The sequence below is a fragment of the Streptomyces sp. NPDC048182 genome, assembly GCF_043202555.1.
Classification (GTDB): Bacteria; Actinomycetota; Actinomycetes; order Streptomycetales; family Streptomycetaceae; genus Streptomyces.
In genome coordinates this window covers 142,832-168,537 of sequence record NZ_JBIDAQ010000001.1, presented here as the reverse complement: position 1 = coordinate 168,537, position 25,706 = coordinate 142,832, and the positions used below count along the sequence as shown (strand labels likewise).

Sequence of the window (25,706 nt, the reverse complement as noted above, 5' to 3'; positions counted from 1 at the left end):
CCATGCATCACACCCGGCCCGCGGGAGTGCCCGTTGTCAGACCCCCGCCCTACCGTGGGGACATGAGCGACGTGGGCGGTGGGCAGCGGGTGCGGCTGGTGCTCTGGTCGGACGGGGATCTGTGGTTGCTGCGCCGGACCAACAGCCCGGAGATGACAGAGCACCTGGGCGGCCCGGAGACCGAGGAGCAACTGGTCGCCCGCCAGCGCCGCTACGTGGAGCTGGGCCCGGGGCGGATGTACCGGGTGACGCTGGCGGACGGTGGGGAGACCGTCGGATCCGTGGGGTACTGGCCGCGGTCCTGGCAGGACGCGGAGGTGTGGGAGGCCGGCTGGGGTGTCCTGCCGGAGTTCCAGGGCCGGGGGCTGGCCGCGCGGGCCGTCCGCGCGCTGCTGCCCGAGGCCCGCGCCGCCGGGACGCGTCGCTATCTGCACGCCTACCCGAGCGTCGACCACCCGGCCTCCAACGGCGTCTGCCGCAGCGCCGGTTTCACCCTGCGCGGGCAGGCCGACTTCGAGTACCCGAAGGGCCACTGGATCCGGTCGAACGACTGGCGGGTGGATCTGGACCGACTTCCAGGAGGAGACTGAAACCATGTGCCGCAGCATCAAGACGCTCCGCCCGCCGGTACTGCCGGAGGAGGCGACGGAGGACGACATCCGCGCCGCCGCCCTCCAGTACGTCCGCAAGGTCTCCGGCTTCCGCGCCCCGGCCGCCCACAACCGCGAGGTCTTCGACCGCGCCGTGGACACCATCGCCCAGGCCACGGCCGACCTCCTGGACGGCTTGGAGATCAGAGGGGTGCCCGCCCGGCGGGCCGGCTGACCTCGGCGTCCGCGCTCAGGCGGCCCCCGACGCCTCCGCGGGCCGGCGCACCAGGTACGCCGCCCCCGCGCCCGCGCCCAGCAGGGCGAGGAGGGACACGCCCGTCGCCAGCCAGGTCGCGCCGAGCCACTGGGCGCCGAAGTAGCCGAGGGCGACGCTGTAGCCCGCCCAGGAGAGGCCGGCCAGGGCGGACCAGGGGAGGAACTCGCGGACCCGGCGGTGGGCCGCGCCGGCGACGAGGGAGACGACCGAGCGGCCGGCCGGGGCGAACCGGGCGAGGACGACGAGCGCGCCGCCGCCCCGGGCCAGGGCGCCGCCGAGGCGTTCCTGCGCCGCGCTGAGCCGGCGGGAGCGGGCGATCGCCCGGTCCAGGCGCGGCCCGCCCCGCCAGGCCAGGCGGTAGGCGGCCAGGTCGCCGAGGACGGAGGCCGTCGCGGCGCAGAGGAGCAGGAGCAGGATGTCGGGCACGTCGTGCGGGACCGCGTCCGCCGCCGCGCCCGAGCCCGCCGCGGCCGCCGTGGCGGCGGCGATCACCAGCACGCCGCTCGGCAGCACCGGCAGGAACACGTCGAGCAGCACCGACAGTGCGACCAGCGCGTAGATCCACGGGCTGCCGATCAGCGGCCCGACACTTCCCAGACTCTCCACCACCACAGCTCCCCGATGTCCCCCGTAAGCCATACAGCGTACGCCCGGGGTGTGACAGAAGGGGCGACCGGGGTGCGAGGGGAGGCTGTTTCAGGCCGCGACCGGCCTCTGCTCTGCCGCCGGCTCGGCGCCCTCCGCCGTGCGCCGGGTCAGCAGCCGGTCCAGGCCGAACGCGCCGGACCCGGTGAAGACCAGCAGCAGGAAGGCCCAGCAGAACATCGCGGACGCCTCGCCGCCGTTCTCCATCGGCCACAGGGCGCCCGGCTGGTGCACCTTGAAGTACGCGTACGCCATGGAGCCCGAGGCGACGACCGCGGCGACCCGGGTGCCCAGGCCCAGCATCACCAGCACCCCGCCCACCAGTTGGATCACGGCCGCGTACCAGCCGGGCCAGGTCCCCGCGTCCACGGTCCCGCCGTCGGTGCCGACGGCGCCGCCGAGCACGCCGAACAGGGCGGCGGCGCCGTGGCAGGCGAAGAGCAGGCCGACGACTATGCGGAACAGGCCGAGGGCGTAGGGCTGGGCGCTGTCTAGGCGTCCGGACATGGGGGTGCTCCTTCGGTCGGTCGGCCCGGGGGCGGGCCGGTGGGGGGACGGAACCGAGTGGGCAGCCACGTTAGGTGAACCTAACTAATGCTTGCAAGTTCAACATCGGCCACAGTTCCGCCCCACCGCCCCACCGCTGCACCCTCCACCGCCCGACCCCCGCACCGACCGCTACGCCAGCCCCCGCTCCTCGATCACCCGCAGCGCCGACTTCCCCGTGCGCTCCGCCCGCGCCTGCTCCAGCGTCAGCCGCGCGGAGCGCCCCCGCAGGGTCAGCGTCATCAACTGGTTGCCGAACCAGGGCCCCCCGGTGCGCCTCCAGTCCACCGCCGAGGGCGCGCAGCGCCCGTGCCGCGCGATGCGCCGCCCCAGCGCGCGGGCCGAGCCGCTCCAGCCGAACCGGAAGCCCACCCGCATGTACGGCGGCACCGAGTTGTGCACCGGCGAGCAGGTCAGCTGCGTCACCCGGGCCTCCGGGCCGCGCCCCTCGGGCCAGGTCGGCTCGGCGACGTAGGCGTGGTGGACGTCACCGGAGAGGACGTTGACGGTCGCCGGCGCGCCCGCCCCCGTGCCGGCCTCGGCGATCAGGTCGGCGAGGGAGTCGAAGGAGGACGGGAAGGCCGCCCAGTGCTCCAGGTCGGCCGCGCGCCGCAGCTTCTCCCCGAGCCGGGCCCAGCGCGCGCCCCGCTCGCCGCCGCAGATCGACGCGTTCCAGGTCTCCAGGTCGTGCACCAGGTGCGGCATCAGCCAGGGCAGCGAGGTGCCGATGAGGAGGTGGTCATAGGAGCCGTGCCCGTCCATGACCTGCTCGCGCAGCCAGGTGGCCTCGGTCGCGTCGAGCATCGAGCGGTGCTGCTCGTCCAGGACGCGGGCGGCGCGGGAGTCGACCATCAGCACGCGTACGGTGCCGAAGTCGCGCCGGTAGCTCCAGCGCACGGAGGCCGGGTCGGCGTCGGCCCGCTCGGCGAACTCGCGCAGCGCGGCCGTGCCGTCGGGCGCCTCGCGGACGGCCGCCCAGAGGGGGTCGTCGGCCAGTTCGGCGGGGGAGAGGTTGCCGAGGTGCTGGTAGACCCAGTACGACATCAGCCCGCTGAGCAGGCGCTTCTGCCACCAGTCGGTGGTCCGCATCTCGGCGAGCCAGGCGTCGGAGGTGTTCCAGTCGTCGATGACGTCGTGGTCGTCGAAGATCATGCAGCTGGGCACGGTGGACAGCAGCCAGCGCACCTCGGGGTCGCTCCACGACTCGTCGTAGAGATGGGTGTACTCCTCGTAGTCCGAGACCTGGGCGCCCGGCGCGCGGTCCAGGTCGCGGCGTTCGGCCAGCCACTCGCGCGTGGCGTCGGAGACCTCGTCGGCGTAGACCTGGTCGCCGAGGAGCAGCAGGACGTCGGGCCGCTCGCCGTCGGGGTCGGCGGCGACGCGGGTGGAGAGGGTGTCCAGGGCGTCCGGGCCGACCGGGTCCTTGCCGTCGGAGGGGGCGGCCCAGCGGCAGGAGCCGAAGGAGATGCGGGTCGCCGCGTCCTCGGCGGGGGTGGCGATCACGGAGGGCGGGAAGCGGGACTCCGCCTCGGGCCACACCCGTTCGCCGTCCAGGAACACCTCGTACGGCGTCGACGTGCCCCGAGTGAGGCCGGTCACCTCCACCAGCGCGTAGTCGTGCCCGGCGATGTGGAAGGTACGGGCCGAGCCGCCGGCGCCGTCGGCGCACCGCACCTCGGCGGTGCGGGGGCCGGTCGTCTCGACCCAGACGGTGGCCGAGGCGCCGTCGGTGTAGCGCAGCACCGGGCCCAGGCGCAGCGCGGAGGTGTCGGTCGGGCGGGACGGGCCGGACGTGCCGGTGCCGCCGGTCGTGTCGCTCATGCCCAGACCCCTTCCCGTGGAGCCGCCCGGTACGCAGCGGCTCCACGGGCCGCGGCGTCAGCAGCCGGCGAGCTGGCTGGTCAGCGCGGACTTCTCGGCGGAGTCGACGGACAGGCCGTAGTAGTACTTCACCTGCACCCAGGCGCGCACGTAGGTGCAGCGGTAGTCGGTGCGCGAGGGCAGCCAGGTGGCGGGGTCCTGGTCGCCCTTGGCCTGGTTGACGTTGTCGGTGACCGCGAGGAGCTGGGGGCGGGTCAGGTCGTTGGCGAAGGACTGGCGCCGGGCGGTGGTCCAGGAGCCGGCGCCGGAGTCCCACGCCTCGGCGAGCGGGACCAGGTGGTCGATGTCGAGGTCGGAGGCGGCGGTCCAGGTGGCGCCGTCGTAGGGGGAGTACCAGCTGCCCTTGGTGGCGGCGCAGGAGGAGTCGGTGACGACGCCGGAGCCGTCGCGCTTGAGGACGGTCTCGCGGGTGTTGCAGGAGCCGGACTGGGTGATCCAGAGGGGGAAGAGGTCGCGGTCGTAGCCGGTGCGGTTCTCGGTGGCGACGGTCAGCGAGGCGAGGTAGCCGCGGGCGGTGGCGCCGCTGACCGGGGTGGGCAGGGCGGCGGAGGCGGCCGGGCCGTTCAGGAACCCGGCGGAGGCTATGAGGCCGGTGAGCGCCGCGACGAGGCCGAACCGTCGACGCGCGTAGAACTTCGGCATGCGAACTCCCTGGGGCGTGGGGGTGTTGGGGTGCGAGCAGGGGAATGCTCGAACCGCCGTGTGGCGTGCGGATGTGCGGCGGGTAAGAAGCTAGTGACGTGTGCATGGCACGTCTACGTCCGTGACGGACTTCGGGGGGTCGGAGGCGTCGCGTACGATGGACGGCGCAGAAGGGGAGTAGCTCTTCGCCGGACCGTCGACATACTGCTCAGCTCGCCTGAGCCGGCGCCCGGAGGCGGGACCCGTGCGCGGGGCCGCCAGCGAGACCTTCGGCAAGCAGTGCACGCCCGCGCCCGACGGCATGGGCGGACCGTGTGCTGCCGTGCCGAGGTGTCTCGCGTGTCGCGCGCGTCAGGGTCCTTCGGCGGGGCGGCCCCGACCGACAGAGGATCCCTTGATCAGCCTCACCGTGACGGCGCTCGTCTTCGGCGTCGTCTTCCTCGCCGAACTGCCGGACAAGACCGCGCTCGCCGGCCTCGTCCTCGGCACCCGCTACCGCGCCTCCTACGTCTTCGCCGGCGTCGCCGCCGCGTTCCTGCTGCACGTCGTGCTCGCGGTCGCCGCGGGCAGCGTGCTGACGCTGCTGCCGCGGCAGTTGGTGCAGGCGATCACCGGTGTGCTCTTCCTCGGCGGTGCGGCGGTGCTGCTGATGAAGGGGGACGAGGGGGAGGAGGAGGTCCGGGCGCCGGGGGACCAGTCCTTCTGGAAGGTCGCGGGGGCGGGGTTCATGCTCATCCTGGTCGCCGAGTTCGGGGACCTGACGCAGATCATGACCGCGAATCTCGCTGCGCGGTACGACGATCCGATCTCCGTCGGGCTCGGTGCGGTGCTTGCGCTGTGGGCGGTGGCTGGGTTGGGCATCGTCGGTGGGAAGGCGTTGATGAGGCGGGTGCCGTTGGCGTTGATCACCAAGGTGGCGGCGCTGCTGATGATCGGCCTGGGCGTGTGGAGCCTCTGGGAGGCCATCGCCGGTTGACCCTCGCGGGTGCGTCGGCTGCGCCGCTCGCTGCCCCAGCTGCGGGCAGTCGTGCCGCTGGGGCGGCACGGGTGGGCGCAGCGGCACCCCGTCGCGCCGGGCTGCGCCACGCCCCCCCCGAAGTGCCGGGTTGCGCTATGACTCCGGGCGCGGGTGCGTCGTGGCTGGTCGCGCAGTTCCCCGCGCCCCTGGGGGGTTGCTGTCACGTCGGCTGGATGGTTCGAGCCCGCGCCCCTGGGGCGTTGCGGTCGGGGCCGGCTTGGTGGCGCGAAGCGGGGTTGTTTTGTACCGTGGGGGAACAAAGTGGTTCCCGTCCGTTTTCCCTGACCGGCGGGCGGGGCCACCTTGTCCCATCCCGTGCGCCTTGGAGATCCGCCGATGCCGGCCACCGCCACCACCGTTCTCACCGCCCGCGCCCTGCTCCTGGACATGGACGGCACCCTCGTCAACTCCGATGCCGCGGTGGAGCGCGTCTGGCGCCGCTGGGCCGGTCGGCAGGGGCTGGACGGCGACGCGGTGATGAAGGTCGTGCACGGCCGGCAGGGCTACGCCTCGATGGCGCTGCTGCTGCCGGACCGCCCCATGGAGCAGAACCACGCCGACAACGCCCGCATGCTCGCCGAGGAGACCGCCGACACCGAGGGCGTCGTGCCGGTCCCCGGGGCGCCGGAGTTCCTCGCCGCCCTGCGCGGCCTGCCGCACGCCCTGGTGACCTCCGCGGACGTCGCCCTGTCCACGGCCCGGATGGCCGCCGCGGGGCTCGCCCAGCCGGACGTCCGCGTCACCGCCGAGTCGGTCGACGCCAGCAAGCCGCACCCCGAGGGCTTCCTCAAGGGCGCCGCCGAGCTGGGCGTCGCGCCCGCCGACTGCGTGGCCTTCGAGGACTCCGGCGCCGGCATCGCCGCGGCACGCGCCGCCGGGATGCGCGTGGTCGGCGTCGGCCCGCGCGCCGGCGCGCACGGCCCGGACGTGGTCGTGCCGGACCTGACGGCGGTGCGGGTGGAGAGCGGCGCGGACGGGGAGATCCGGCTCGTCATCGGCTGAAAGCTGACGCCCGGACCCTTACGGCTCCCGCGTCTCCGACTCCAGCATCCGCCGCGTCGCCGGCCCGTAGACGCCCAGCTCCTCGGAGCGAAGGCCGCGCGCCCACTGGTAGGTGCGCACCGCGTACTCGACCTGGCGGTTGTACGTGCCGTCCCGGGCGCCGATGTACAGGTACAACTGGCCCAGCCGCTGCTGGAGTTCCAGCACCTCGGGCCCCTGGTCGCCGGGGCCGAGCGAGCCGCCGTCCGCAGGAGCCTCCGGCAGGAGACCCGCCGAGTCACTGGGAGGCGCGTCCGGCGCGGTTGCGGTCGGCGCGGGCGGCCCGGACGGGGTGGACGGCGCGCTCGTCGGAGACGCGGGTCGCGAGGGCGTCGCGCTCGGGCTCGGGCTCTCGGACACCGACGCCGACGCGGAGGGCGAGGCGGACGGGGAGGGTGACGCGGACGCCGTCGCCCGGCCCGGAGCACCGGCGCCCGGGCCGGGGGCGTCCGGGGACGCGGCGGCCGGGTCCGTCGCGGCGTCCGGGACGCCGGCCCGCACCTCGTCGGGCAGGGCGCCGTCGCGCGAGGGCGTCTCGTAGGAGAAGAGCCCGCTGGCGTATCCCGCCGCGCCGATGACGACCGCCAGGGCGCCCGTGGCGGCGAGCAGCGCGTTGCGGCGCCGCCGGCCGCGCGGGGGCCGCCCACTCGGGCCCGTGGCCGCCGTGGCGCCGCCGCCCGCCGACTCGAACAGCCGCAGGTCCCCGGCGCTGGGCACGCCCGGCCCGGCCTCGACCGCGCGCAGCGTCATGGTGGCGTCCGGGTCCGGGGCCGCGGCCTCGCCGCCGTCCCGCAGCTCCACGTACGGCCGGATCCGCAGCGGCTCGAAGTCCTCGGTCGCCGCCGCCTCGGCCGTGCGCGCCTCGCGCAGGGCGTCCGACGTGCGCCGACCGCACCCGCACGCCGGCGTGTTGTCCGCCTCCCGGGCGGCCCCGCACTCCGGGCACGGCTGCCTCTGCTCCTCCATGCGCACGTCCCTCCCCTCGCGTGAGCTACAGAGATTATGCAGACGTTCTCCACACTTCGGTGCCGGAGCCGGTGCCGTCCGCCGGCTCCAGCGGCTTGGTGAACCAGTGCTCGGCGTAAGGGGAGTCGTTGTGCGGGGCGGTCTCCCGGTAGCCGAGCCGCGTGTACAGCGCGCGGGCCTCGACCAGGTCGCTCCGGGTGTCCAGCACCATCCGGGCCGCGCCCAGCGCCCGCGCCGCCTCCTCGGCCGCCCGCACCAGCCGCGCCGCACCGCCCCGGCCGCGCATCCCCTCGTACAGGAACACCCGCTTCAGCTCGGCGGTGCCGGGGTCCAGGAGCCGTACGCCGACGCAGCCGGCCGGCTCACCGCCGCACCGGGCGACCAGCAACCTGCTGTCGGGCGGGGCGAGTTCGGCCCCGGACTCGGCGGCGATCTCCCGTTCCAGCTCCTCGGTGGAGGTCCGCCGGCCCTCGTGGAGCAGGTACCAACGGTCGCTGACCTCGGTGTAGTACGTCCGCCAGAGCGCGGCGGCGAGGGGGGAGTCGTGCGGCTCCGGGGTGATGGTCCAGGTCGTCATGCGGGGCATTGTCCGTACGCCTCCGTCCCCGGGCGAACGTATTTCCGGCCGCGGGCCCGCCCCGGCCCCAACCAGCCGTTTGCGGGCGTGCTTCGGGGCAATCCGATGCGGGAGCCGGTCCGTTCGAGGGGCCGGTGGTTGGGTCCGAACCCGGAAGGCACTCATGTCCACAGGCTTGATCATCGTTTTGATCGTGATCGTGGTGGCCGTGCTCGTCGTCGGGGCCTTCCTGGCCCGGCGGGCACGGGGCTCGCAGCACGGGAACCTGAAGCGCCGCTTCGGGCCCGAGTACGACCGGGCCGTGGCCCGGCACGACGGTGACACGGCGGCCGCCGAGCGCGAGCTGGCCGAGCGCGTGGAGCGGCACGGCTCGCTCCAGCCGAAGGCCCTCGAGCCGGCCGAGCGCGAGCGGTTCGAGGGGCGCTGGGCCGCCGCCCAGGAGCGCTTCGTCGACTCCCCGCGGGAGGCCGTCGCCGAGGCCGACCGGCTGGTCGCCGAGGTCGCGGGCGCGCGGGGCTTCCCCGACGGCGCCCAGTACGAGGAGCAGTTCTCCGCGCTGTCCGTGCACCACGCCCACCACGTCGACGGCTACCGCCGCGTCCACCTCGCCACGCGTGCGGGTGAGGACGGCGGCACCGCGACGGAGGAGATGCGCGAGTCCATGGTCGCCGCCCGCGCGCTCTTCGAGGAACTGGTCGGGGACGGCTCCCGCTCCCGCGTCGCGACGCGCGGCGACCGGCACGAGCCGACCACCGGTTCCTCCCACTCCTGGTCCATGAACAAGCGTCAGCCGAAGGAGAGTTGAGTTTCATGCCCGACGTCACCCGGCAGCCCGGCGGCAGCCCCGCCGAACGCCCGGACAAGCCGCTGGACGCCGACCGCGAGGGTGCCCCCACGGCACCCGACCCGGTCCCGGCCGCCGGCGCCGACCACACGGCCGGCGCACGCCCCGAGACCACCCCCGGCCTGCACACCGAGAACCCCGCCCCGACGGGCGCGGCGCGGACGGCGGCGTCGGAGACGTCGACCGGCAAGGGGACGGGCATAGCCGCCGACCCCCACACGGTGACCGAGCCGCACACGGGTGCCGACCCGCGCACGGGCGCCGACACCGGCCTCGGCGGGACGCACCCGCGCACCGACACCGACACCGGCACCGGCCTCGGCACCCACACCGGAGCCAAGACCCCCGGGGCCGCCGGAACCACCGCAGCGGGCGCAACCGGCGCGGCCTCCACCGCAACCGGCGCGGCCACCTCGGCCTCCCCCACCGCCGCCAAGCCCGACGCCCTCGTCCCCCACGACGAGCTGGACAAGCTCGGCCAGCGCCTCCACCACGCCGTGGCCGGCTTCATCGACACCCCGCGTGAGTCCGTCGAGGAGGCCGACCGCGTCCTGGAGGAGCTGGCGACCCGCGTGACGGACGCCCTCACGCACCGCCGCCGCACCCTGCGCACGTCCTGGCACGAGAAGGGCGAGGACACCGAGCAGCTCCGCCTCGCGCTGAAGGACTACCGCGAACTGGCCGACCGCCTGACGCACCTCTGATCCAGGGCGCTCAGGCGCCTCACGCCCGCTCCGCCCGGCGCTCCCGCCACAGCCGCACGACCTCTTCGACGTCGTAGGGCTTCTTACCCAGCGGGGGGCCGGGCGGCGGCTTGAACATGACGTCCCGGATCTTGACGTTGACGTCCTCGACGATCCGGCGGACGGCCCCCTCGGAGGGCGCGTCCAGGGCCGCGGCCAGCGCGTCCTCGGCCTCCTTGCGCAGGGCGAGGGTCGGGGGCAGCGCGGACAGCCCCTCGCGGGCCATCTTCCGCCGGACCCACCACAGTTCGTCGTACGAGGCTTCCACCTCGCTCGGCAGCGGGCGCCCCGCGCCGGGCAGCCGGTCGAACGCGCCGCAGGCGTCCGCCTCGCGGATCTGGTGGTCGACCCAGGTCTCGAACTCCACGCCGGGTGGCTTCCGCTCGGTCATGGCCCCATTGTCACCCGGCGACCTATCATCGAGCGAGGTCTGCCGAAGGAGCGCACGTGCTCGAACTCACCATGGCCGCCGTCACCGCGGCGGACGCGGGCGCCACCGCCGGCATGCAGATGGCCGACGCGGCGAGCGAGCCGGGCGCGGTGCTGCGGGTGGGCCGCGACAAGTCCCTGTGCCGCCTGGCCACGCCGGACGACTGGCTGTTCGTCTCCCGCGTCCACCTGGAGTTCCGCTGCGGCCCGGACACCACCTGGCACCTCACCTGGCTGCGCGGCTCCCAGCCCACCCCCTCCTCCGAGGTCCGCCTCGGCCCCACCCCGGTCCCCTACGGCGGCTCCGTAGCCCTGCCCCGCGGCGGCAGCGGCGAGATCGTCATCCAGGACCGCTCCGGCCCGCGCAGCGTGAACGTGGGCTTCTACCTCGAAGACCTCCAGGGCTGATCTCCCATGGCCACGGTCGCGAGCCTGCTGTCCTACCCGATCAAGGGCTGCGCGGGCGTGCCCGCGCACACCGCGCTGCTGACCCCCGCCGGCCTCGCTCACGACCGCAGCTTCATGGTCACCAGCGAGGCGGGCGTCTTCCGCACCCAGCGGCGCGACCCCCGCCTGGCCCTGATCCGCCCCGAGATCGACACCGCCGGCGAGGCGCTCACCCTGCACGCCCCGGACTCCGGCCCGGACCCGCTGGTCGTCGAGGTCGACGCCTCGGGACCCCCGCGCCCGGTGGACCTGTTCGGGGCGCCGTACACGGGCATCGACCAGGGCGACGAGGCCGCCGCCTGGCTCTCCGCCGTCCTCGGCGCCCCGAGCCGCCTGGTGCGCGTACCGGCGGACCACCACCGCGTCACCGACGGCCGCACCCCCGGCACCTCCGGCTACGCCGACAGCTGCGCCGTGCACGTCCTCTCCCGGTCCACCCTGGCCCTGCTGCACGAGCGGCTGGGCGAAAAGGGCGCGGAGGGCGCGGAGGGTGCCCGGGCGGTCCCCATGGAGCGGTTCCGCCCCAACATCGTCGTAGACGGCTGGGACACCCCCCACACCGAGGACCGCGCCCACCGGATCACCGTCGGCGACGCGGAACTGGCCTACGCCAAGCTCGCCATCCGCTGCGCCGTCACCATGGTCGACCAGCACACCGGCACCAGGGCGGGCCCCGAGCCCCTGCGCACCCTGGCCCGCTACCGCCGGGCCCCCGAGGGTGGCGTCGCCTTCGGCACGAAGTACGCCGTGCTGCGCCCCGGCAAGCTCTCCGTGGGCGACGAGGTACGCGTCACCGCCTGGGGCGACCCGGAGGTCTGAAGAACCACCCCTGCGAGGTCAGACCGACGGCGCCGACCCCGGCAGCGGCCGGCCCGCCGACTCCTTCATGTACCAGACCGCGACCCCGCCGATCACGGCCGCCGCCATCATGTAGTACGCGGGCATCATCATGTTCCCGGTCGCCCCGATCAGCGCCGTCACCACCAGCGGCGTCGTGCCGCCGAACAGCGACACCGAGACGTTGAAGCCGATGGACAGGGAGCCGTAGCGCACCCGGGTGGGGAAGAGGGCGGGCAGGGCCGCCGGCATCGCGGCCGTGAAGCAGACAAGGAGCAGGCCGAGGGCCGCCATGCCCAGGCCGACCGCGAGCAGGCTGCCCTGGCGGATGAGGAGCAGGGCGGGCACGGACAGGAGCAGGAAGCCCGCACAGCCCGCCGCGATGACCGGGCGACGGCCGACGCGGTCGGTGAGGGCGCCCGCGAAGGGCTGGACGATCATCATCACGGCCATCACCGCGAGGACCACCAGCAGGCCGTGCGTCTCGTCGTACTTCAGCTCGCTCGTCAGGTAGCTCGGCATGTACGACAGCAGCATGTAGTCGGTGACGTTGAAGACCAGGACCAGGCCGACGCAGAGCAGCAGCGCCTTCCACTGCCCGGTGACCATGTCGCGCAGCGGCACGCGGGGCCGCGAGGTCTCCGCCTTGTCCAGCTCGGCCGCGAAGGCCGGGGTCTCCTCAAGGCGCATCCGCAGGTACAGCCCGATGATGCCCATCGGCCCCGCGATCAGGAACGGGATACGCCAGCCCCAGGACGCCATCGAGGCGTCGGAGAGCAGCGCGGTCATCAGCGTGACCAGGCCCGCCCCGCCGATGTAACCCGCCAGCGTGCCGAACTCCAGCCAGCTGCCCAGGAACCCGCGCCGCTTGTCCGGCGCGTACTCGGCGATGAAGGTGGACGCGCCCGCGTACTCACCGCCGGTGGAGAAGCCCTGCACCAGCCGGGCCAGCAGGAGCAGCACCGGAGCGCCGACACCGATCGTCGCGTACGACGGGATCAGGCCGATCGCGAACGTGCCCGCCGCCATCATGATCATCGTGACGGCGAGCACCTTCTGCCGCCCCACCCGGTCGCCCAGCGGCCCGAAGACCATGCCGCCCAGCGGCCGGACCAGGAAGGCCGCCGCGAAGGCGCCGAAGGTGGAGAGCAGCTGGGCCGTCGGGTTGCCCGAGGGGAAGAAGACCTTGCCGAGTGTCACCGCGATGTAGCTGTAGACGCCGAAGTCGAACCACTCCATCGCGTTGCCGAGCGCCGCCGCCTTCACGGCGCGCCGGACAAGGGCGGGATCGGTCGTCGTGGGCGACGCGGGGGGCGGGGGCGCCGTGCGGGAAGGGGTCGTACGGGACGGAGGAGCAGCGGCTATCGGTGCGGCCGACAAGACTTCGCTCGCCACCTTTCGACGGGGACGGGGACCTCGGCCCGCACGGCGGTGTGCTGTTGGCCGGAAATCGACCATAGGTGGCGGCTCGCGCGTCGCGCAGGGTGGCCGCGTCAGCGCCCGGGGTCACGAAACCGCGTGCACGCAGGGACATCACGAGGCCACGCACCGCCGCCCGCCGCACCGATTTGTGATCCTTCTCGCTCCCGGAACGGGACATCGGGCGGAACCGACCGGGATCCGGTCAGGTTAAGAGGGCATAGCCTGCGTCTCCCTCCAGGGACGGTGCACGACCCATAGGGTTCGCAAGGACATCACACGGCGTACACGAACACGTACGCGGTCACAACCGGGGCGGGAGGCCGACGAGGCGTGGCGAACGCGGAGCACGGCGGGCGACCGGCGGAGGCCCTCGCGGCCCCGTCCGTCGAGGCGACCAGGGCGCGGCTGCGCGTCGCGCGGCTCGGACTGTGGCTGATCGCCGCGATCCTCGCCGCGCGCCAGCTCGTCACCGTCCTGGGCACCCCGGAGGGCGAGCGGCTCACCGCCCTGGAGACCTGGGTCGGCGACGAGGGCGTCCTGCATGTGAAGGGCTCCCTCTACGACTCCACGGAGTTCACCGGCACGCCGTTCGTCGGCCTCGTCCTCAAACCGCTCACCCGCGCCGCCGAACAGGCCCTCGGCTGGGGCTGGACCTTCGGCTCGCTGCTGCTCGTCGTCGCCATCGGCCTGATCGTCGCCCGCGCCCTGCCCCAGCCGGCCGGCCGCCGCACCGCCCTGCTGGCCGCCCCGGTCGCCGTCAGCCTGCTGATGGCCTCCCTGCCGGTGCGCAACGCCCTCTGGCTCGGCCAGACCAGCATCCTGCCGGTGCTCCTCGTCCTCCTGGGCTGCTTCGTCGTCCGAGGGGAACGCGCGGGCGGCGTCCTCATCGGCGTCGCCGCCGCCCTCCAGCCCACCATGCTGCTCTTCGCGCCCCTGCTGTGGTTCACCGACCGCCGCCGGGCCGCCGCCTCCACCGCCCTCACCTTCGCGGCCTGCACCGCCGTCGCCTGGGCCGCGATGGCGCACGACTCGTACACCTACTGGGTGCACCACATGGCCGGCGTCGGCCTGGGCGGCGCGGCCGACGACCTCGCCAACCAGTCCCTGCACGGCGCCCTGCTCCGCCTCGGCCTCAACGGCCCCGCGGAGATCGCCCTCTACCTCCTCCTCGGCGCCGCCGTCGCCGCCCTCGCCCTGCGTCGCGCCGTGCGCTACGCCCGCGACGGCCAGCTCCTCCTCGCCGTCGCCGTCACCGGCTGCGCGGCCGTCGCCGTCTCGCCCACCACCTGGCAGCACCAGCTGCTCTGGGTGCTGCCCGCGGTCGTCGGCCGGGTCGGCAGGCGGGCCTCCGACCGGTACATGTGGCCGGTCGCCGTCGTCCTGGTCATGACGCTGCCGCCGAAGATGCTGCTGCCGAACATGGCCGTCCTCGGCACCCTCCGCGACAACGTGGTCCTCCTCGCCGCGCTGGCCGCCGCCGTGGCGGTGCCCTTCCTGCCCCGCACCTCCCCGTACTTCCTGTCCCCGGTCCCCACCGAGCACGCGCCGCCGGTCCCGACCCGCTTCCGCCGCATCCCCCTCCTCCCCTTCCTGCGCCGCGTCCTGACCCGCCCGAACCTCCTTCTGGAGCTGCTGCTCATCCGGGTCACCTACGCCGCCTACTCCAAGGTCCGCCTCGCGGCGACCGGCGGCAGCAACTCGGCGGGCCGGGAGCGGGCCGAGCGGCACGGGCACCAGATCCTCGACATCGAGCGCTTCCTGCACCTCGACATCGAGCACGCGGTCAACCACGCGGTGGTGAAGGTCGGCTGGCTGCGGGACTTCTTCGACTTCTACTACACGTCGTTCCACTTCGTCGTCCCGCTGACCGTCCTCGGCCTGCTCTACTGGCGCCGCCCCGTCGACTACCGCTGGGCCCGCGCCTCCCTCGGCTTCGCCACCCTGCTCGCCCTGCTCGGCTTCTGGCTCTACCCGCTCGCCCCGCCCCGCCTGATGCCGGGCCTCGGCATCATCGACACGGTGCACGGCGTGCAGGACTTCACGCAGCCGGACTACGGCACCCTGACCGCCCTCACCAACCAGTACGCGGCGATGCCCTCGCTGCACTTCGGCTGGTCGCTGTGGTGCGGGCTGGTCATCGCGATCGTGGCGCCGAAGGCGTGGATGAAGGCGCTCGCCCTCCTCCACCCCCTCTTCACCGTCTCGGCCATCGTCGCCACCGGCAACCACTGGATCCTGGACGCGGTGGGCGGCGCGGCCGTGGTCGGCGCGGGCTTCGGCCTGTCCTACGTCTTCCAGGGCCCCCGCGCCCGGACGGTGACGGCCGCCGCCGAGGTCAGCACCGACTCCGAGCGGCCCGCGAAGGACCGTACGCCGAGCTGATCCGGTACTCGCCGGGCGCGGAGACGGTGAGCCGGGTGAACTCGCCGTCCCGGGCCAGGCACCCCCCGTCGGAGCGCAGCCAGGGCGACCAGGCCACCCGCAGGGTCACCGCGCCGGGCCGGTGCACGCGCAGCACCATGTCGACGCCGGACGTGGTCACGACGTCGCCGGGCGCGGACACCAGCGGTACGGCGTCCCGCACCCGGTACACCGACCAGTGCCGGTCCTGCCAGACCGGCTCCAGCCACTTGGGCCGGGCGTCCCGTATCAGCTCGGCCTCCGCCTTGGAGTACCCGTCCGGCCGGGCGCCCTTCGGCAGCACGACCAGGCCGACGCCCCAGCGGTCCAGCCACGCCCGGTAGGTGCCGGGGCCGAAGCTGCCGTCGTAGAACAACCGGGCCCGCTCCATGTCGAGCTGCCGGTTCCAGCCCCGGGCCATGTTGACGTGCGGGGCCAGCCGCACGGCCTCGCGGTGGTTGCGCGCGGGCACCACCTCGACGCGGGTGCGGTCGGCGCCGAGCCCGTCGAGGGCGCGGACCACTCCGCGGGTGTCGGCGGCCCAACCCGGCACCACGGTGGAGACCTTCAGGTCGTCGGCGGTCTTCTTGCCCACCCACCACACGGAGAAGACGAGCACGAGGACGAGCCCGGTACGGGCCGCCCGCCGCCCCCGCTCCACGCTCAGCAGCGCGGCGAGCAGCACGGCCGGGGCGAACAGCTCGGCGAACCGCTCCACGTTCGTGCCGATGGGGGAGGCGATGAGGTACGTCAGCACGACCCCGCCCGCGTACACGGCGCCGCTCCACCGGGCGACGCGCCAACCGGGCGGGGCGAGGGCGGTCACGGCGAGCCCCAGCAATACGGGGGGCCATATCCGGTCGGCGGGCATCAACTGCTCGCCGGTGAACGGGAACAACAACGTCGTCAGTCCGACGACGGCGGCGGGCGGCACGAGGAGCACCAGGGCCCGCCCCCAGTCCCGCACCAGCAGATACCCCGCCCCTACGACGACGAGGAACAACCCGGCGACCGGTGAGCCCATCGTCGCCAGCGCCGCGTAGCAGCCGGCCAGCACCAGCCGCCGCTCGCCGGCCAGCAGCACGCACGCGGCCAGGCCGAAGGCGACGCCCAGCGCGAAGGTCGTCCGCCCGGACGCCACGTCGCACCACAGGGCGAGGGAGGCGAGCAGGGCGGGGCCGAGGGGGTGCCGTACGCCGGTACGCCGGATCAGCACGGCCGCCAGCCAGGTCGAGGCCAGCCCCGCGGCGACAGTGACGGTGCGGACGCCGAGGGCGGCCATCAGGTACGGCGAGATGACGCTGTAGTTGGCGGTGTGCATGCCGCCGTACCAGAACAATCCGTACGCCGAACTCCCGTGCCGCGCCGCGAAGTCCGCCCACGCGATCTGCGCCGCCAGGTCACCGCCGCCGGTCGCCAGCACGGTCCACCACAGCGCGTAGAGCGGGAGGACGGGCAGCGTGGCGAGCAGCGGGACGCGGTGCCGGACGTAAGCGGCGCGGAGCGCTTCGTTCCGGCGCCGGTCCGACCGGGGGCCCGGCCGGGTGAGGGTGAGATCAGCGGGGACCACGGGGGTGAAGACGTGAAACGGGGTGGAAACGTTGGCTTACGCGGAGGCCCAGTTCACGAAGTCGGCGAAAGCGGTGGGGGAGAGGGTGAGGGAGGGGCCGGTGGGGGCGGCCTTGGAGTCACGGACGGCGACGACGCAGGCTGTTTCGGCGACCTCGATGCAGTTGCCGCCCTGGTCGCCGCTGTAGGAGGACTTGCGCCAGGCGAGTTGACCGAGCGGGGCGCACTCGACACAGTTGCCGCCCTGGTCGCTGCTGTAGCTGGACTTACGCCACTGGATGCCCGTCTGCATACCGTTCCTCCATCACGCGCCGGATCAACTCCGCCGAGTCCTTGAGGGACAGCGCGGCGGCCTGCAGGTGATCGTAACGGAGCGAACCGTCTGCGACGCTGTCTGGGTTGGCAGTTGAATGCCCAGTGCCGTAGCCCTCGGTGTAGACGATGGCGGGGTCGCTCGGGAAGCGGTAGAGATCGAACGATCCTTGCAGCCCGGCGTGGACTCCCACCGAGAACGGCAGCACCTGGACATTGATCCGAGGGTCCGCTTCAAAGCTCAATAGGCGGCCGAGTTGGTCGCGCATGATCTCCGGGTTGCCGATCTCTTGGGCCAGTGCCGCCTCGCTGATCACTGCCCAGAAGACGGGCGATTCCTCCTTCTCCAAGATCCCCTGGCGGGCGATCCGGACGGCGGTGCGGTCGTCCAGGTTGCTCTGGTCCATCGCGCCGAGAACGGCCCGGGCGTAGGCCGGAGTCTGGAGGAGACCGTGCACCATGTGCGTGTCGAACGAGTAGATCTCCGTGGCCCGCGCCTGAAGCTCGGCAACCTGCTGGAACCAAGCCGGCAACTGGCTGCGGAGGACCAGCGTGACGAGACGGGACAGTAACCCGCCCGTCCCCAGCGCCGCGTCGACCCGTTCGCTGAACTCCAGCGTCGGCAACTTGCGGGCCGTTTCGATCTGGCCGATGAGGGAGCCGGTGTAGTTGACGATCTCGCCGAGCTGGCGCTGCGTGAGACCGGCGGCCTCCCGGTAGCGGCGTAGCTCGAAGCCGTAGTAGTCGAGCGGCGAGGCGCCCGGGTCGAGGACGTTGATGTGGGTCACACGAAGCCTCCTCCGACACAACCCCGCCCACGCGGGGACGCGTTGTATTGCTTCCGTAGCCCAGGGTAGTCGTGGGCGGTCACGCTCGGAGGGTGAACGAATACATTGCCTCCCGGCACAGGATGTCCTTCACGGTCGGCGCCCACTCGGCCCGGCACGTGCGCCGCATCGCCCGCTCCTTCCTGAGCGAGTGGGAGATGCCCGAGCTGACCGACGCGGTGGAACTGGGCGTGACGGAGCTGCTCGCCAACGTCGTACGCCACGTCCCCGACCGCCGCTGCGCCCTGCTCCTGGAGCGGCGGGCCGACGGCGTCCGGGTCGAGGTCGCCGACGGCTGCCCCGCGCTGCCGGTGCTGGGGGACCCGGGTCCGGACGCGGAGGGCGGCCGGGGCCTGCTCCTGGTCGCGGCGGTGTCGGACAAGTGGGGCGTGGGCCCGCGGATCGAGGGCGGCAAGACGGTGTGGTTCGAGGTGTCGAGTGCTCGATGACGGGGCGCGGGCTACGGGGCGTCGTGGCCGGCGCGCAGCGCGTCGACCATGCTGCGCAGGCTCCGGAACGCGGCCGACTGCTCGGTCTCGGTCATGCCGGCCAGCATCCTGACCTCGACGGACCGGACCGCCGCGGTCGCCTGCTCCAGGCTCCGTCGGCCGCGCGGCGTGAGGCGGGCCGGGAGGGCCTTGCCGACGGGCGCCTCGGCGGGCCGGATCACGTAGCCGTCGCGTTCGAGGTTCTGGAGCAGCACGTTCATCGTCTGCCGGGTCACGAACGCGCCGCGCGCCAGCTCGGAGTTGGACAGGCCCGGCCGCTGGGCCAGCAGCTCCAGGCAGGAGTAGTGGGTGATGCTCATGCCGAGGGGGCGGAGCACCTCCTCCATGGCGGCGCGCAGGGCGCTCGACGCCTCCTTCAGCAGGTAGCCCAGGGACCTGTCCAGGTCGATGCCGTCGTCGCTTTGACTCATGTCAGGATTCTGACATACAGTGGCGTGTGTCAGGAAGCTGACATGCAACTCGTACGGAAGGAGCACCACCATGCCCGCCACCGGCCCCGACTTCATCTCGCTCCAGGCCCGCGACCTCGCCGCTTCGCAGGCGTTCTACGAGCGGTACCTCGGCCTCGTCCGCTCGCCCGCCGGGCCTCCGCACGCCGTCGTCTTCGAGACCAAGCCGATCGCGTTCGCCCTCCGCGACGTCGTGCCCGGCACCGATCTCGCCTCCGCCGACCGGCCCGGCATCGGTGCCGCCATCTGGCTGCACGCCACCGACGTCCAGGCCATCCACGACGCACTGGCCGCCGACGGCCACACCATCGTCGCCGCCCCGATCGACGGCCCCTTCGGTCGGACGTTCACCTTCGCCGACCCGGACGGCTACCACGTCACGCTGCACGACCGCGCCTGACCCCTCAGTCGGACGCCGGACAACCGGACGTCGGACGAAGAGCTGGGTCCGCGGGGAAGAGCAGGTGAAAGGCGGCACCGTGTCCCGGCTCGCTGGTGACTTCCACCGTTCCGCCGTGTGCTTCGACGAGTTTGCGGACGATGGACAGGCCCAGTCCGCTGCCGCCGGTGGAGCGGTTGCGGGACTTCTCCCCGCGCCAGAAGCGGTCGAAGACGTGGGGAAGCTGTTCGGGGGGAATGCCGGTTCCCGTGTCGCGCACCTCGATGGCCACGCGGGCGGCGGTGCGGGTCGCGCGCAGGGTGACCGCTCCGCCGGGGGCGGTGTGCCGCAGCGCGTTGGACAGGAGGTTGCCCAGGACCTGGCGCATGCGCACCGGATCGGCCGTCCATGTTCCGGCCCCTTCCGCGCACACGGAGAGCGTGACTCCCGAGGCGTCCGCCTGTGTCCTGTGCGCGGACGCCGTCTGCTGGAGGAGGGCGTGCAGGTCGAGGGGTTCGCCGTACAGGCGCAGGGTTTCCGCGTCGGCCGCGGCGAGATCCTGAAGGTCGTCGATGAGGTGCTGGAGTTGGAGGGCCTCCTCGTGGAGGGAGGAGATCAGTGCGGCGTCGGTGCCGACGATGCCGTCCTGGGCCGCCTCCAGCCAGCCGCGGATGTTCGACAGGGGTGAGCGCAGTTCGTGGGCGACATCGTTGACCAGGGCGGTGCGCTGTGCTTCGAGGGCGGCGCGGTGCGCGTTCAGCTCCTGGAACGCCCGGGCCAGCCGGCCGATCTCGCCGCCGGTCGCGGCCACGGTGGTGCTCGTGGCGGGTTCGTCGCCCGACTTCATGCGCTGGGCGGACTCTGTCAGGGCCCGCAGGGGGCGCACCAGCCGGGAGGAGGCCAGCACGGTGACCACGACGGTCACCGCGAGGATGCCGGCCGCGGTGGCGGTGAGCTGTCCGAGGTTGTCCGGTGTGAGGCTGAGCCCCGTGCCGTGGATGGTCTCGCCGTCGCCGAGGTAGAGCAGCGCGGCGGATGAGGTCATCGGGGTCAGTTGTTCTCTGCGGCCGGCGGTGACGCAGGCGGTGACGTGGGTGCCGGTGTCCTGGCTGAAGGCGCCTGCGGCGGTGAAGCGCCAGGTGAAGTCGTGGCGAACGGCGACGGGGGGCAGCTGTTGTCGCCGCAGGCAGGGGGTGACCAGCTTCTCCAGTGCCGTCAGGGCGGTGCGCTCGGTGGCGGTGGGCTGGTCGAGTGCGGGGGTGGGGCAGGCGCGGGCCCCCCGGCTGTCCGGGTCGTTGGCGACGCGGATGGTGGGGCGGCCGCTGGGTTCCAGGGTGACGTGGGCGGTGAATGCCCGCGTCAGCAGGCATTGGACGCCTTCGTCGGCATGGGTGCGCAAGGTGGCCCGCTCCGCGGCGGTGAGCCGGTAGGGGCCGATCGCGCGCGGGTCGATGCCGGAGGCGTCGCCGCGTACCACGGAGCGGTCGGCGGCGAGCGGGTCCACCACGCCCGCCGCTCCTCGCGGCAGTGGGCGGCCCGGTGCGGAGTCCGCGAGAACCCGGCCGTCCCGCCGGGTCAGGGCGATCCGCTGCCCTGTGTCCTTGGCCAGTTCGCGCACGGTCCGCCCGGCGCCGTGCCATCCGGGGCCGCGGGCGCCGACGCCCAGCAGGGTGTCGTAGACCCGGGCGTCCTCGTCCAGTTCCTTGCCCTGTTCCTCGCGGATGGCGCCCGAGGTGACCTGGGCGGCCAGCCAGGCGGTGGCGGAGATCGAGCAGATCGCGACCAGCACCGACACGGCCAGCAACCGGGTCAGCAGCCGCTCGCGGAAGGGCAACGGCACGGGCACGGTCCTCGGGTCACGGGCGCGGGGCACCGGCCGGTCCTTCGGTCATGAGTTTGTAGCCGACGCCGTAGACGGTGAGGAGCCGGGCGGGGCGCCGGGCGTCGGTCTCGATCTTCCTGCGGAGATTCATGACGTGCATGTCGACGGTGCGGGCGGTGACGTAGTCCTGGGTGCCGTGGATCGTGTTGAGGAGCTGCTGCCGGGTGAACACGCGCCCCGGCTCTGCGGCCATCGTCGAGAGCACCTGGAACTCGCCGGGGGTGCACTCGACGGGCTGTCCGCGGACGGTCACCTGGTGGCGCGGAAGGTCGACCACCACGTCACCCACACGCAGGACCCCCTGGTCGTGCCGGCGGTGCTGGGAGCGGCGCAGCAGGGCGCGGGTACGGGCCATGAGCTCGCGTGGACTGTAGGGCTTGGTCATGTAGTCGTCGGCGCCCAGGTCCAGGCCCTGGAGAAGGTCCTCCTCCGCGGCGCGAGCGGTGAGCATGAGGATGGGAAGCCCTGCCACGGTGGCGTCGCCGCGCACGATCCGCAGTACGTCCCAGCCACCGGTGTGCGGCATCATCGCGTCCAGGATCAGCAGGTCGGGGACCTGCCGGCGGGCGCTCTCCACGGCTGCCCCGCCGTCGTGCACGACGGCGCAGGTGTGGCCCTCGTTCTCCAGGTAGCGGCGGATCAGTTCGGCCTGCTTCCTGTCGTCCTCCGCGACCAGTACGTATGCGCTCACACCGGGGATGTTACGCAGCGGTACTCCTCAGCCGGGCCCGGGCGCCCTCGGCGGCTTCAGTGGGGCTTTTTGTAGTCGACCTTGGTGACGTCCGGCACGCCCGCCAGCTTCTTGCGGCCCTCCAGGAGCGGGTCCTGCGCGGTGTCCTGAAGCAGGTAGCGGCGGAAGAACGCCGTGGCGTAGCCGGTGGTGATGCGGCGCTGGACGTTCTCGCCGAGCGGGGTCTGGTCCTTGTGCCTGCCGTCCTGCGAGGCGCAGGTGCCGGGCCTGGTGCCGGGGAGGGCGTCGTCGACACCGCCCACCTGTCCGCTGCGGGGCGACCACTGGGTGTTGAAGCTGTTGTGGTTGCCGCCGGTGAGCGTGATGCCGTGCAGGGGAACCTTGTTGCGTCCGCTGTTCCACTTGATGAACTCGCCGGTGTTCACCTGGTCGCACGTCCCCCACAGAACGGCGAGGGGGACCCGGGTGATCGGCTCGTTGTCCCAGGTGGCGGTGGGCGCAAGACCGAGGGCCGCCTTGACCTGAACCCCGGCGGGCCAGTCCTTGTGCCGCTGGTCGGAGACGTGCTGCATGACACCGCCCCCGCCCATGGAGTGCCCGAGGGTGCCCACTCGCTTCAGATCGACCTTTCCGGTGAAGGACACCGTGTTCTGGTGACCGCTGTTCCACACCTTCCCGGCGAGCGGCCCCTGGCCCGTCTCGAGCCGACGCCACAGGTCGAGGTGCCTGTTGATGAGGTCCGCGCGGGCCTGGTACACGGAATCGGCCTGGCCCCCGCTCGTCGCGTTGATGCCGTTGGCCCCCATGGAGACGACCACGAAGCCCTGCCGGGCGAGGTTCTCGGCCAGGTAGTCGTAGCCGGAGCTGCTGGGCAACGCGTCGACTCCCGGCTTGCACGGCCAAGCCCACAGCCGGTCGCTCATCCGGTCGATGATCTTCTGCTGGCGGGCCTCGCCGGCCTTGTCACCCGCTTTCGACGCCTGGTCGAAGGCTTTCCGCGCCCGTTCCAGAGCGCGCTGCGCACTGCGGTCGGCGCAGGTGGCCCACAGGCCGTGCTGCATGACGATCAGCGGATGCCTGCCGCGGGCCACCCCGCCCCGGTCCTTCGGGTAGTGCACCACCGCGGCGATCTCGCTCTTCCCCTGGTACGGCGCCGCGGGAGTGAACGCCTGGTTCCCCAGCTGGTACGTGGCCCTGCCCACCGCCTCGGGCTTCTGCGCCGCTGCCGCGCCGGCCGGACGCTCGGCCGGCGCCGGCCCCGGATGCCCGGTGCCCGCCGCTGCCAGGTTGGGGATCGCCGCCACGGCGCCCAGCACCACCACCGTCCCCACCGCCAGAACCGGCTTGCGGGAGAACCCTCCCAGCAGGGGCCGCGCGTGCTTCTTCACCGACATGTCCGGTACTGCCTCTCGCCGTTTGAGTGGGTCCGCGGTCCGGCAGCTGCTCTGCGACGGGCAGCACACGAGCGGACGCCGGCCCATGGTGGCGACTTCTTGTCAGGAAATTGTCAGAACCGTATGCGGAACCGGTCTTCCCGACATCGATACGGCGATGGCCGGGTGGGACGCCGGGCGCTCATCGGCGAAGTGCGCGACGCTCGAACGCGGGCCGCTACGTTCCAGGTTTCATCCCGAGGCCAGTTGCTCCGTGATCTCCTTGATCCAACCCGCGCTCCCCGCCTTGTCGTTGAGGCTCGCGGCCCATGCCTCCGGCTCCAGCTTGTGGTCGGTGGGGCCGGCCTTCAGGGCGACCAGGAGGGCCCTGGCGGAGGCCCGCAACTCGTCCGTGGTGCCGGCGCTGCCCGGGACGTCGGGGCCCGCGGCCAGGCGGTAGATCTCCCGCGCCATCAGCTGGCGTTCGCCCTTCGACACCTTCTTCCAGAACTTCAGGGCGTGCTCCAGCGACTTCGTGCGGGAGGCGGCGTCCGTCGCGGTCTCGCCCTCCGCCACGAAGCGCTCGGGGTGATGCACCTCGTCGTAGCGCTTCGTGGCGGCGCGGAGCGCCTTGTACAGGGTGACGCCGAGGACGAGTCCGGCCCCGGCGCCGGCGAGGCCCCAGCCGACCGGGTTGCTCGCCAGACCCGTGCCCACCGCGACCGCCGTCACGACGCCGGCCGCGCCCTTGGTGGTCTCGCCAAGGACACCGCCGACCGCCTCTTTGCCGATCTTGGTGGCCTGCTTCTTCTTCGCGTAGTTCTGCGCCGTGCTCAGCGTCTCCACGTCCTTCTCGGCGCGCTGGAGGCTCTCGGCGGCGTCCTGGGCCCCGCTCATCGCCTCCCAGGCGTCGTCGACGGCGTCGCCGAGGGTGTCCAACTGGACCTCGCCGCCCTCCTCCCAGTAGGAGTCAAGGGCGACGTAGGCCCGGGCGGCGGCCCAGTTGGCCTCCACGCGCGCCTCCTCCAGCCGCGCCAGCGACTCCGCGTGGAGGAGCCGGGGGTCGCCCAGGTCCTTGACCTTCTTGTACTTCCGCGCCGCGCCCCCGGCCCGGAACAGCGCCCGGCCGCCCTTCCCGAAGCCGGCGGCGGCGCTGAGGCCGCCGCCCACCTCCGACGCCATCGCCGCCTCCGCCACCTTCTGGACCTTGGTCGCCTCCTTGGCGATGCCGGCGGAGTAGGCGGCCGAGCTGGTGGCGGAGGCGAGCGTGTCGGCACCCTTGGTCTTGGCCTTCCGGGCCGCCGTGTGGTGCTTGGCGCCGGTCTTGTGAGCGCGGGCGTCCTTCGCGTTCTTGTACGCGTCCACGCCGCTGACCACGGTCCCGGGCAGCTCCGTGAGGAGGTTGCCCGACGCGGCGGCGGTCCCCGAGATGGCGGCGGACTCCTTCAGGCCCTCGTTGGCCGAGGCGGTGGCCTGCTGGGTGAAGGCGGCGTTGGTGGGGTTCTGGACGCCCTTGATCCAGGTGTCGATGGGTTCGAGGTTCTTCTTGAACCGGTCGAGGAGCCCGGCGATCCGCTCCCGGAACGGTCCCCTCGTCCCCTTGGCCCGCTGCACGGCTTCGGTCGTGGCACGGTTGCCGGCGCCGGACTGCATCTGGAGGAGGTCCGGCTCCACCGACCTCCCACCCCGCCCCCGCCTGGCCGACTCCGTGGTGTCCACGGGTGGCCGGGTTGAGGAGTGCGGGACCTGGGCTCTCATGGGGGCGAAGCTAGCCAGGCGGGGCGAACGGGAGGGGCGCGGCGGGGAAACACCTCACGGCGAGGGAGCACCGGCGACGGGCGGCAGGGGCCACGCCCCACGGTCCAGCAGGTCGAGGACGAGCCCGGCGATGTTCCACGCGTCGTCCTCCCCCCGGTGGTGGCGGCCTTCCAGGGGCAGACCGGCCAGCCGCAGCGCGCTGTCCATGCCCGGCCGCCGGGTCAGCCCGTACGCCGAGGCGAACACGGCCTTGGCGTTGGTGTGCGTGCGCTCCGGCGGGTGGCCGAAGGGGTAGGCAACGCCGTCAGCCTGGCTCTGGCGCGCGAACTGCCGCCGGTCGTAGTCAGCCCGGTCAGCTAGGTGCAGAAGGCACTGACCGTCGACCGGGCCGGACGGACCAGGATGCCGCCCCGCGACACCCGGCGCCGCGCCCGCACGTCCACCACGGTGACACCGACCTCGATGATCTCGCTGACGGCGCCCGGTGGCGGCTGGCCGTCCCAGCAAGTGGCTTCCACATCAATGACGTTGAGGAGAGCGGACGCGTGCGGCATGCGGTCAGTCTAGGGACGTGGCGTCGCGGTGAGGGGCGGAGATGTGACGCCGAGCCTCGCCCAGAAGCATGACGCCGGCTGCTCCTCGGGGCTGATCG

General features: G+C 73.2%; 27 protein-coding genes and 1 pseudogene. 11 read left to right on the top strand and 17 right to left on the bottom strand.

Annotation, left to right across the window (positions count from 1 at the left end):
- The first annotated feature begins 62 nt into the window (after positions 1-62).
- Together ACGFZL_RS00840 and ACGFZL_RS00835 are read left to right on the top strand one after the other, a co-directional pair.
- The gene (locus ACGFZL_RS00840; protein WP_393687953.1) at positions 63-590 is read left to right on the top strand and encodes a GNAT family N-acetyltransferase; all 528 of its coding nucleotides are present in this window, start codon (positions 63-65) and stop codon (positions 588-590) included.
- A gap of 4 nt (positions 591-594) precedes the next feature.
- Positions 595-825 carry a DUF2277 domain-containing protein gene (locus ACGFZL_RS00835; protein ID WP_355166603.1) on the top strand — a complete coding sequence of 77 codons (231 nt, stop codon included), beginning with the start codon at positions 595-597 and terminating at the stop codon, positions 823-825.
- Between the two features lie 15 nt (positions 826-840).
- On the opposite strand, the gene ACGFZL_RS00830 is transcribed toward ACGFZL_RS00835, so the two are convergent.
- From ACGFZL_RS00830 to ACGFZL_RS00815, 4 genes are all read right to left on the bottom strand, one after another.
- A complete protein-coding gene (locus ACGFZL_RS00830; RefSeq protein ID WP_393687950.1) occupies positions 841-1,506 on the bottom strand; it encodes a DedA family protein in 666 nt (221 codons plus the stop codon).
- A 57-nt stretch (positions 1,507-1,563) separates the two neighbouring features.
- The gene (locus ACGFZL_RS00825) at positions 1,564-2,019 is read right to left on the bottom strand and encodes a DoxX family protein (protein ID WP_393687948.1); all 456 of its coding nucleotides are present in this window, start codon (positions 2,017-2,019) and stop codon (positions 1,564-1,566) included.
- Positions 2,020-2,190: 171 nt separating this feature from the next.
- The gene (locus tag ACGFZL_RS00820; protein ID WP_393687946.1) at positions 2,191-3,879 is read right to left on the bottom strand and encodes an alkaline phosphatase D family protein; all 1,689 of its coding nucleotides are present in this window, start codon (positions 3,877-3,879) and stop codon (positions 2,191-2,193) included.
- Between the two features lie 57 nt (positions 3,880-3,936).
- Complete coding sequence (locus tag ACGFZL_RS00815) at positions 3,937-4,581, bottom strand: HNH endonuclease family protein (RefSeq protein ID WP_355166611.1); 645 nt, start codon at positions 4,579-4,581, stop codon at positions 3,937-3,939.
- 394 nt (positions 4,582-4,975) lie between these two features.
- On the opposite strand from ACGFZL_RS00815, the gene ACGFZL_RS00810 reads away from it, so the two are divergent.
- Positions 4,976-5,557, top strand: a complete 582-nt coding sequence (locus ACGFZL_RS00810; protein ID WP_393687943.1) for a TMEM165/GDT1 family protein — start codon at positions 4,976-4,978, stop codon at positions 5,555-5,557.
- A 378-nt stretch (positions 5,558-5,935) separates the two neighbouring features.
- Positions 5,936-6,601: an HAD-IA family hydrolase gene (locus tag ACGFZL_RS00805; protein WP_393687941.1), complete on the top strand. Its 666-nt coding sequence runs from the start codon at positions 5,936-5,938 to the stop codon at positions 6,599-6,601.
- An 18-nt stretch (positions 6,602-6,619) separates the two neighbouring features.
- Here ACGFZL_RS00805 and ACGFZL_RS00800 read toward each other — a convergent pair whose 3' ends face one another.
- Positions 6,620-7,606, bottom strand: coding sequence for a peptidoglycan-binding protein (locus ACGFZL_RS00800; RefSeq protein WP_393687939.1), 987 nt, complete (start codon positions 7,604-7,606; stop codon positions 6,620-6,622).
- A gap of 34 nt (positions 7,607-7,640) precedes the next feature.
- A complete protein-coding gene (locus ACGFZL_RS00795) occupies positions 7,641-8,183 on the bottom strand; it encodes a GNAT family N-acetyltransferase (protein WP_393687937.1) in 543 nt (180 codons plus the stop codon).
- Between the two features lie 163 nt (positions 8,184-8,346).
- Between ACGFZL_RS00795 and ACGFZL_RS00790 the strand changes: the two genes are divergently transcribed.
- Both ACGFZL_RS00790 and ACGFZL_RS00785 read left to right on the top strand, forming a co-directional pair.
- On the top strand, positions 8,347-8,988 hold the full coding sequence (locus ACGFZL_RS00790; RefSeq protein WP_393687935.1) for a hypothetical protein: 642 nt from the start codon (positions 8,347-8,349) through the stop codon (positions 8,986-8,988).
- Positions 8,989-8,993: 5 nt separating this feature from the next.
- Positions 8,994-9,731: a hypothetical protein gene (locus ACGFZL_RS00785; RefSeq protein ID WP_393687933.1), complete on the top strand. Its 738-nt coding sequence runs from the start codon at positions 8,994-8,996 to the stop codon at positions 9,729-9,731.
- A 19-nt stretch (positions 9,732-9,750) separates the two neighbouring features.
- Here ACGFZL_RS00785 and ACGFZL_RS00780 read toward each other — a convergent pair whose 3' ends face one another.
- Positions 9,751-10,161: a DUF1992 domain-containing protein gene (locus tag ACGFZL_RS00780; RefSeq protein WP_393687931.1), complete on the bottom strand. Its 411-nt coding sequence runs from the start codon at positions 10,159-10,161 to the stop codon at positions 9,751-9,753.
- 56 nt (positions 10,162-10,217) lie between these two features.
- Here ACGFZL_RS00780 and ACGFZL_RS00775 point away from each other — a divergent pair, with 56 nt between their 5' ends.
- Together ACGFZL_RS00775 and ACGFZL_RS00770 are read left to right on the top strand one after the other, a co-directional pair.
- Positions 10,218-10,607 (top strand): hypothetical protein, encoded by a 390-nt coding sequence (locus ACGFZL_RS00775; protein ID WP_393687929.1) that lies wholly within the window; start codon positions 10,218-10,220, stop codon positions 10,605-10,607.
- Between the two features lie 6 nt (positions 10,608-10,613).
- The gene (locus ACGFZL_RS00770) at positions 10,614-11,465 is read left to right on the top strand and encodes an MOSC domain-containing protein (RefSeq protein WP_393687927.1); all 852 of its coding nucleotides are present in this window, start codon (positions 10,614-10,616) and stop codon (positions 11,463-11,465) included.
- Positions 11,466-11,483: 18 nt separating this feature from the next.
- On the opposite strand, the gene proP is transcribed toward ACGFZL_RS00770, so the two are convergent.
- Complete coding sequence (gene proP, locus ACGFZL_RS00765) at positions 11,484-12,863, bottom strand: glycine betaine/L-proline transporter ProP (RefSeq protein WP_393687925.1); 1,380 nt, start codon at positions 12,861-12,863, stop codon at positions 11,484-11,486.
- 372 nt (positions 12,864-13,235) lie between these two features.
- Here proP and ACGFZL_RS00760 point away from each other — a divergent pair, with 372 nt between their 5' ends.
- The gene (locus ACGFZL_RS00760) at positions 13,236-15,287 is read left to right on the top strand and encodes a bifunctional glycosyltransferase 87/phosphatase PAP2 family protein (protein WP_393687923.1); all 2,052 of its coding nucleotides are present in this window, start codon (positions 13,236-13,238) and stop codon (positions 15,285-15,287) included.
- On the opposite strand, the gene ACGFZL_RS00755 is transcribed toward ACGFZL_RS00760, so the two are convergent.
- The 3 genes from ACGFZL_RS00755 to ACGFZL_RS00745 are packed head-to-tail and all read right to left on the bottom strand — an operon-like array spanning position 15,241 to position 17,974.
- Positions 15,241-16,875 (bottom strand): hypothetical protein, encoded by a 1,635-nt coding sequence (locus ACGFZL_RS00755; protein ID WP_393687921.1) that lies wholly within the window; start codon positions 16,873-16,875, stop codon positions 15,241-15,243. The genes ACGFZL_RS00760 and ACGFZL_RS00755 overlap by 47 nt on opposite strands.
- A 36-nt stretch (positions 16,876-16,911) precedes the next feature.
- Positions 16,912-17,166 (bottom strand): DUF397 domain-containing protein, encoded by a 255-nt coding sequence (locus ACGFZL_RS00750; protein ID WP_393687919.1) that lies wholly within the window; start codon positions 17,164-17,166, stop codon positions 16,912-16,914.
- Positions 17,141-17,974, bottom strand: a complete 834-nt coding sequence (locus ACGFZL_RS00745; RefSeq protein WP_393687917.1) for a helix-turn-helix domain-containing protein — start codon at positions 17,972-17,974, stop codon at positions 17,141-17,143. Before ACGFZL_RS00745 ends, ACGFZL_RS00750 begins: the two co-directional genes overlap by 26 nt.
- Before the next feature lie 122 nt (positions 17,975-18,096).
- On the opposite strand from ACGFZL_RS00745, the gene ACGFZL_RS00740 reads away from it, so the two are divergent.
- Positions 18,097-18,462 carry an ATP-binding protein gene (locus tag ACGFZL_RS00740; protein WP_393688642.1) on the top strand — a complete coding sequence of 122 codons (366 nt, stop codon included), beginning with the start codon at positions 18,097-18,099 and terminating at the stop codon, positions 18,460-18,462.
- Between the two features lie 11 nt (positions 18,463-18,473).
- Here the strand turns inward: ACGFZL_RS00740 and ACGFZL_RS00735 are convergent, their stop codons facing one another.
- Complete coding sequence (locus ACGFZL_RS00735) at positions 18,474-18,932, bottom strand: MarR family winged helix-turn-helix transcriptional regulator (protein WP_393687915.1); 459 nt, start codon at positions 18,930-18,932, stop codon at positions 18,474-18,476.
- 70 nt (positions 18,933-19,002) lie between these two features.
- Here ACGFZL_RS00735 and ACGFZL_RS00730 point away from each other — a divergent pair, with 70 nt between their 5' ends.
- Positions 19,003-19,371, top strand: a complete 369-nt coding sequence (locus tag ACGFZL_RS00730) for a VOC family protein (RefSeq protein ID WP_393687913.1) — start codon at positions 19,003-19,005, stop codon at positions 19,369-19,371.
- A gap of 4 nt (positions 19,372-19,375) precedes the next feature.
- Here ACGFZL_RS00730 and ACGFZL_RS00725 read toward each other — a convergent pair whose 3' ends face one another.
- The 5 genes and pseudogenes from ACGFZL_RS00725 to ACGFZL_RS00705 all read right to left on the bottom strand — a co-directional run bounded on the left by ACGFZL_RS00725 (position 19,376) and on the right by ACGFZL_RS00705 (position 25,608).
- Complete coding sequence (locus ACGFZL_RS00725) at positions 19,376-21,190, bottom strand: ATP-binding protein (protein WP_393687911.1); 1,815 nt, start codon at positions 21,188-21,190, stop codon at positions 19,376-19,378.
- Between the two features lie 16 nt (positions 21,191-21,206).
- Positions 21,207-21,923 (bottom strand): response regulator transcription factor, encoded by a 717-nt coding sequence (locus ACGFZL_RS00720; protein ID WP_393687909.1) that lies wholly within the window; start codon positions 21,921-21,923, stop codon positions 21,207-21,209.
- Between the two features lie 56 nt (positions 21,924-21,979).
- Entirely contained in the window at positions 21,980-23,317 is a 1,338-nt protein-coding gene (locus ACGFZL_RS00715; RefSeq protein ID WP_393687907.1) for an alpha/beta hydrolase family protein, read from the bottom strand.
- A gap of 231 nt (positions 23,318-23,548) precedes the next feature.
- Positions 23,549-24,970, bottom strand: coding sequence for a hypothetical protein (locus tag ACGFZL_RS00710; protein WP_393687905.1), 1,422 nt, complete (start codon positions 24,968-24,970; stop codon positions 23,549-23,551).
- 138 nt (positions 24,971-25,108) lie between these two features.
- Positions 25,109-25,608, bottom strand: a pseudogene (locus tag ACGFZL_RS00705) (DNA polymerase III).
- Positions 25,609-25,706 lie beyond the last annotated feature (98 nt).

Bases quoted from the DNA above. Each gene is read 5' to 3' on its own strand.
- ACGFZL_RS00715 (WP_393687907.1), bottom strand. From the start codon at position 23,317: ATGTCGGTGAAGAAGCACGCGCGGCCCCTGCTGGGAGGGTTCTCCCGC.
- ACGFZL_RS00830 (WP_393687950.1), bottom strand. From the start codon at position 1,506: ATGGCTTACGGGGGACATCGGGGAGCTGTGGTGGTGGAGAGTCTGGGA.
- ACGFZL_RS00840 (WP_393687953.1), top strand. From the start codon at position 63: ATGAGCGACGTGGGCGGTGGGCAGCGGGTGCGGCTGGTGCTCTGGTCG.
- ACGFZL_RS00785 (WP_393687933.1), top strand. From the start codon at position 8,994: ATGCCCGACGTCACCCGGCAGCCCGGCGGCAGCCCCGCCGAACGCCCG.
- ACGFZL_RS00795 (WP_393687937.1), bottom strand. From the start codon at position 8,183: ATGACGACCTGGACCATCACCCCGGAGCCGCACGACTCCCCCCTCGCC.
- ACGFZL_RS00825 (WP_393687948.1), bottom strand. From the start codon at position 2,019: ATGTCCGGACGCCTAGACAGCGCCCAGCCCTACGCCCTCGGCCTGTTC.
- ACGFZL_RS00730 (WP_393687913.1), top strand. From the start codon at position 19,003: ATGCCCGCCACCGGCCCCGACTTCATCTCGCTCCAGGCCCGCGACCTC.
- ACGFZL_RS00790 (WP_393687935.1), top strand. From the start codon at position 8,347: ATGTCCACAGGCTTGATCATCGTTTTGATCGTGATCGTGGTGGCCGTG.
- ACGFZL_RS00820 (WP_393687946.1), bottom strand. From the start codon at position 3,879: ATGAGCGACACGACCGGCGGCACCGGCACGTCCGGCCCGTCCCGCCCG.
- ACGFZL_RS00770 (WP_393687927.1), top strand. From the start codon at position 10,614: ATGGCCACGGTCGCGAGCCTGCTGTCCTACCCGATCAAGGGCTGCGCG.
- ACGFZL_RS00805 (WP_393687941.1), top strand. From the start codon at position 5,936: ATGCCGGCCACCGCCACCACCGTTCTCACCGCCCGCGCCCTGCTCCTG.
- ACGFZL_RS00800 (WP_393687939.1), bottom strand. From the start codon at position 7,606: ATGGAGGAGCAGAGGCAGCCGTGCCCGGAGTGCGGGGCCGCCCGGGAG.
- ACGFZL_RS00780 (WP_393687931.1), bottom strand. From the start codon at position 10,161: ATGACCGAGCGGAAGCCACCCGGCGTGGAGTTCGAGACCTGGGTCGAC.
- ACGFZL_RS00740 (WP_393688642.1), top strand. From the start codon at position 18,097: ATGTCCTTCACGGTCGGCGCCCACTCGGCCCGGCACGTGCGCCGCATC.
- ACGFZL_RS00835 (WP_355166603.1), top strand. From the start codon at position 595: ATGTGCCGCAGCATCAAGACGCTCCGCCCGCCGGTACTGCCGGAGGAG.
- ACGFZL_RS00815 (WP_355166611.1), bottom strand. From the start codon at position 4,581: ATGCCGAAGTTCTACGCGCGTCGACGGTTCGGCCTCGTCGCGGCGCTC.
- ACGFZL_RS00750 (WP_393687919.1), bottom strand. From the start codon at position 17,166: ATGCAGACGGGCATCCAGTGGCGTAAGTCCAGCTACAGCAGCGACCAG.
- ACGFZL_RS00735 (WP_393687915.1), bottom strand. From the start codon at position 18,932: ATGAGTCAAAGCGACGACGGCATCGACCTGGACAGGTCCCTGGGCTAC.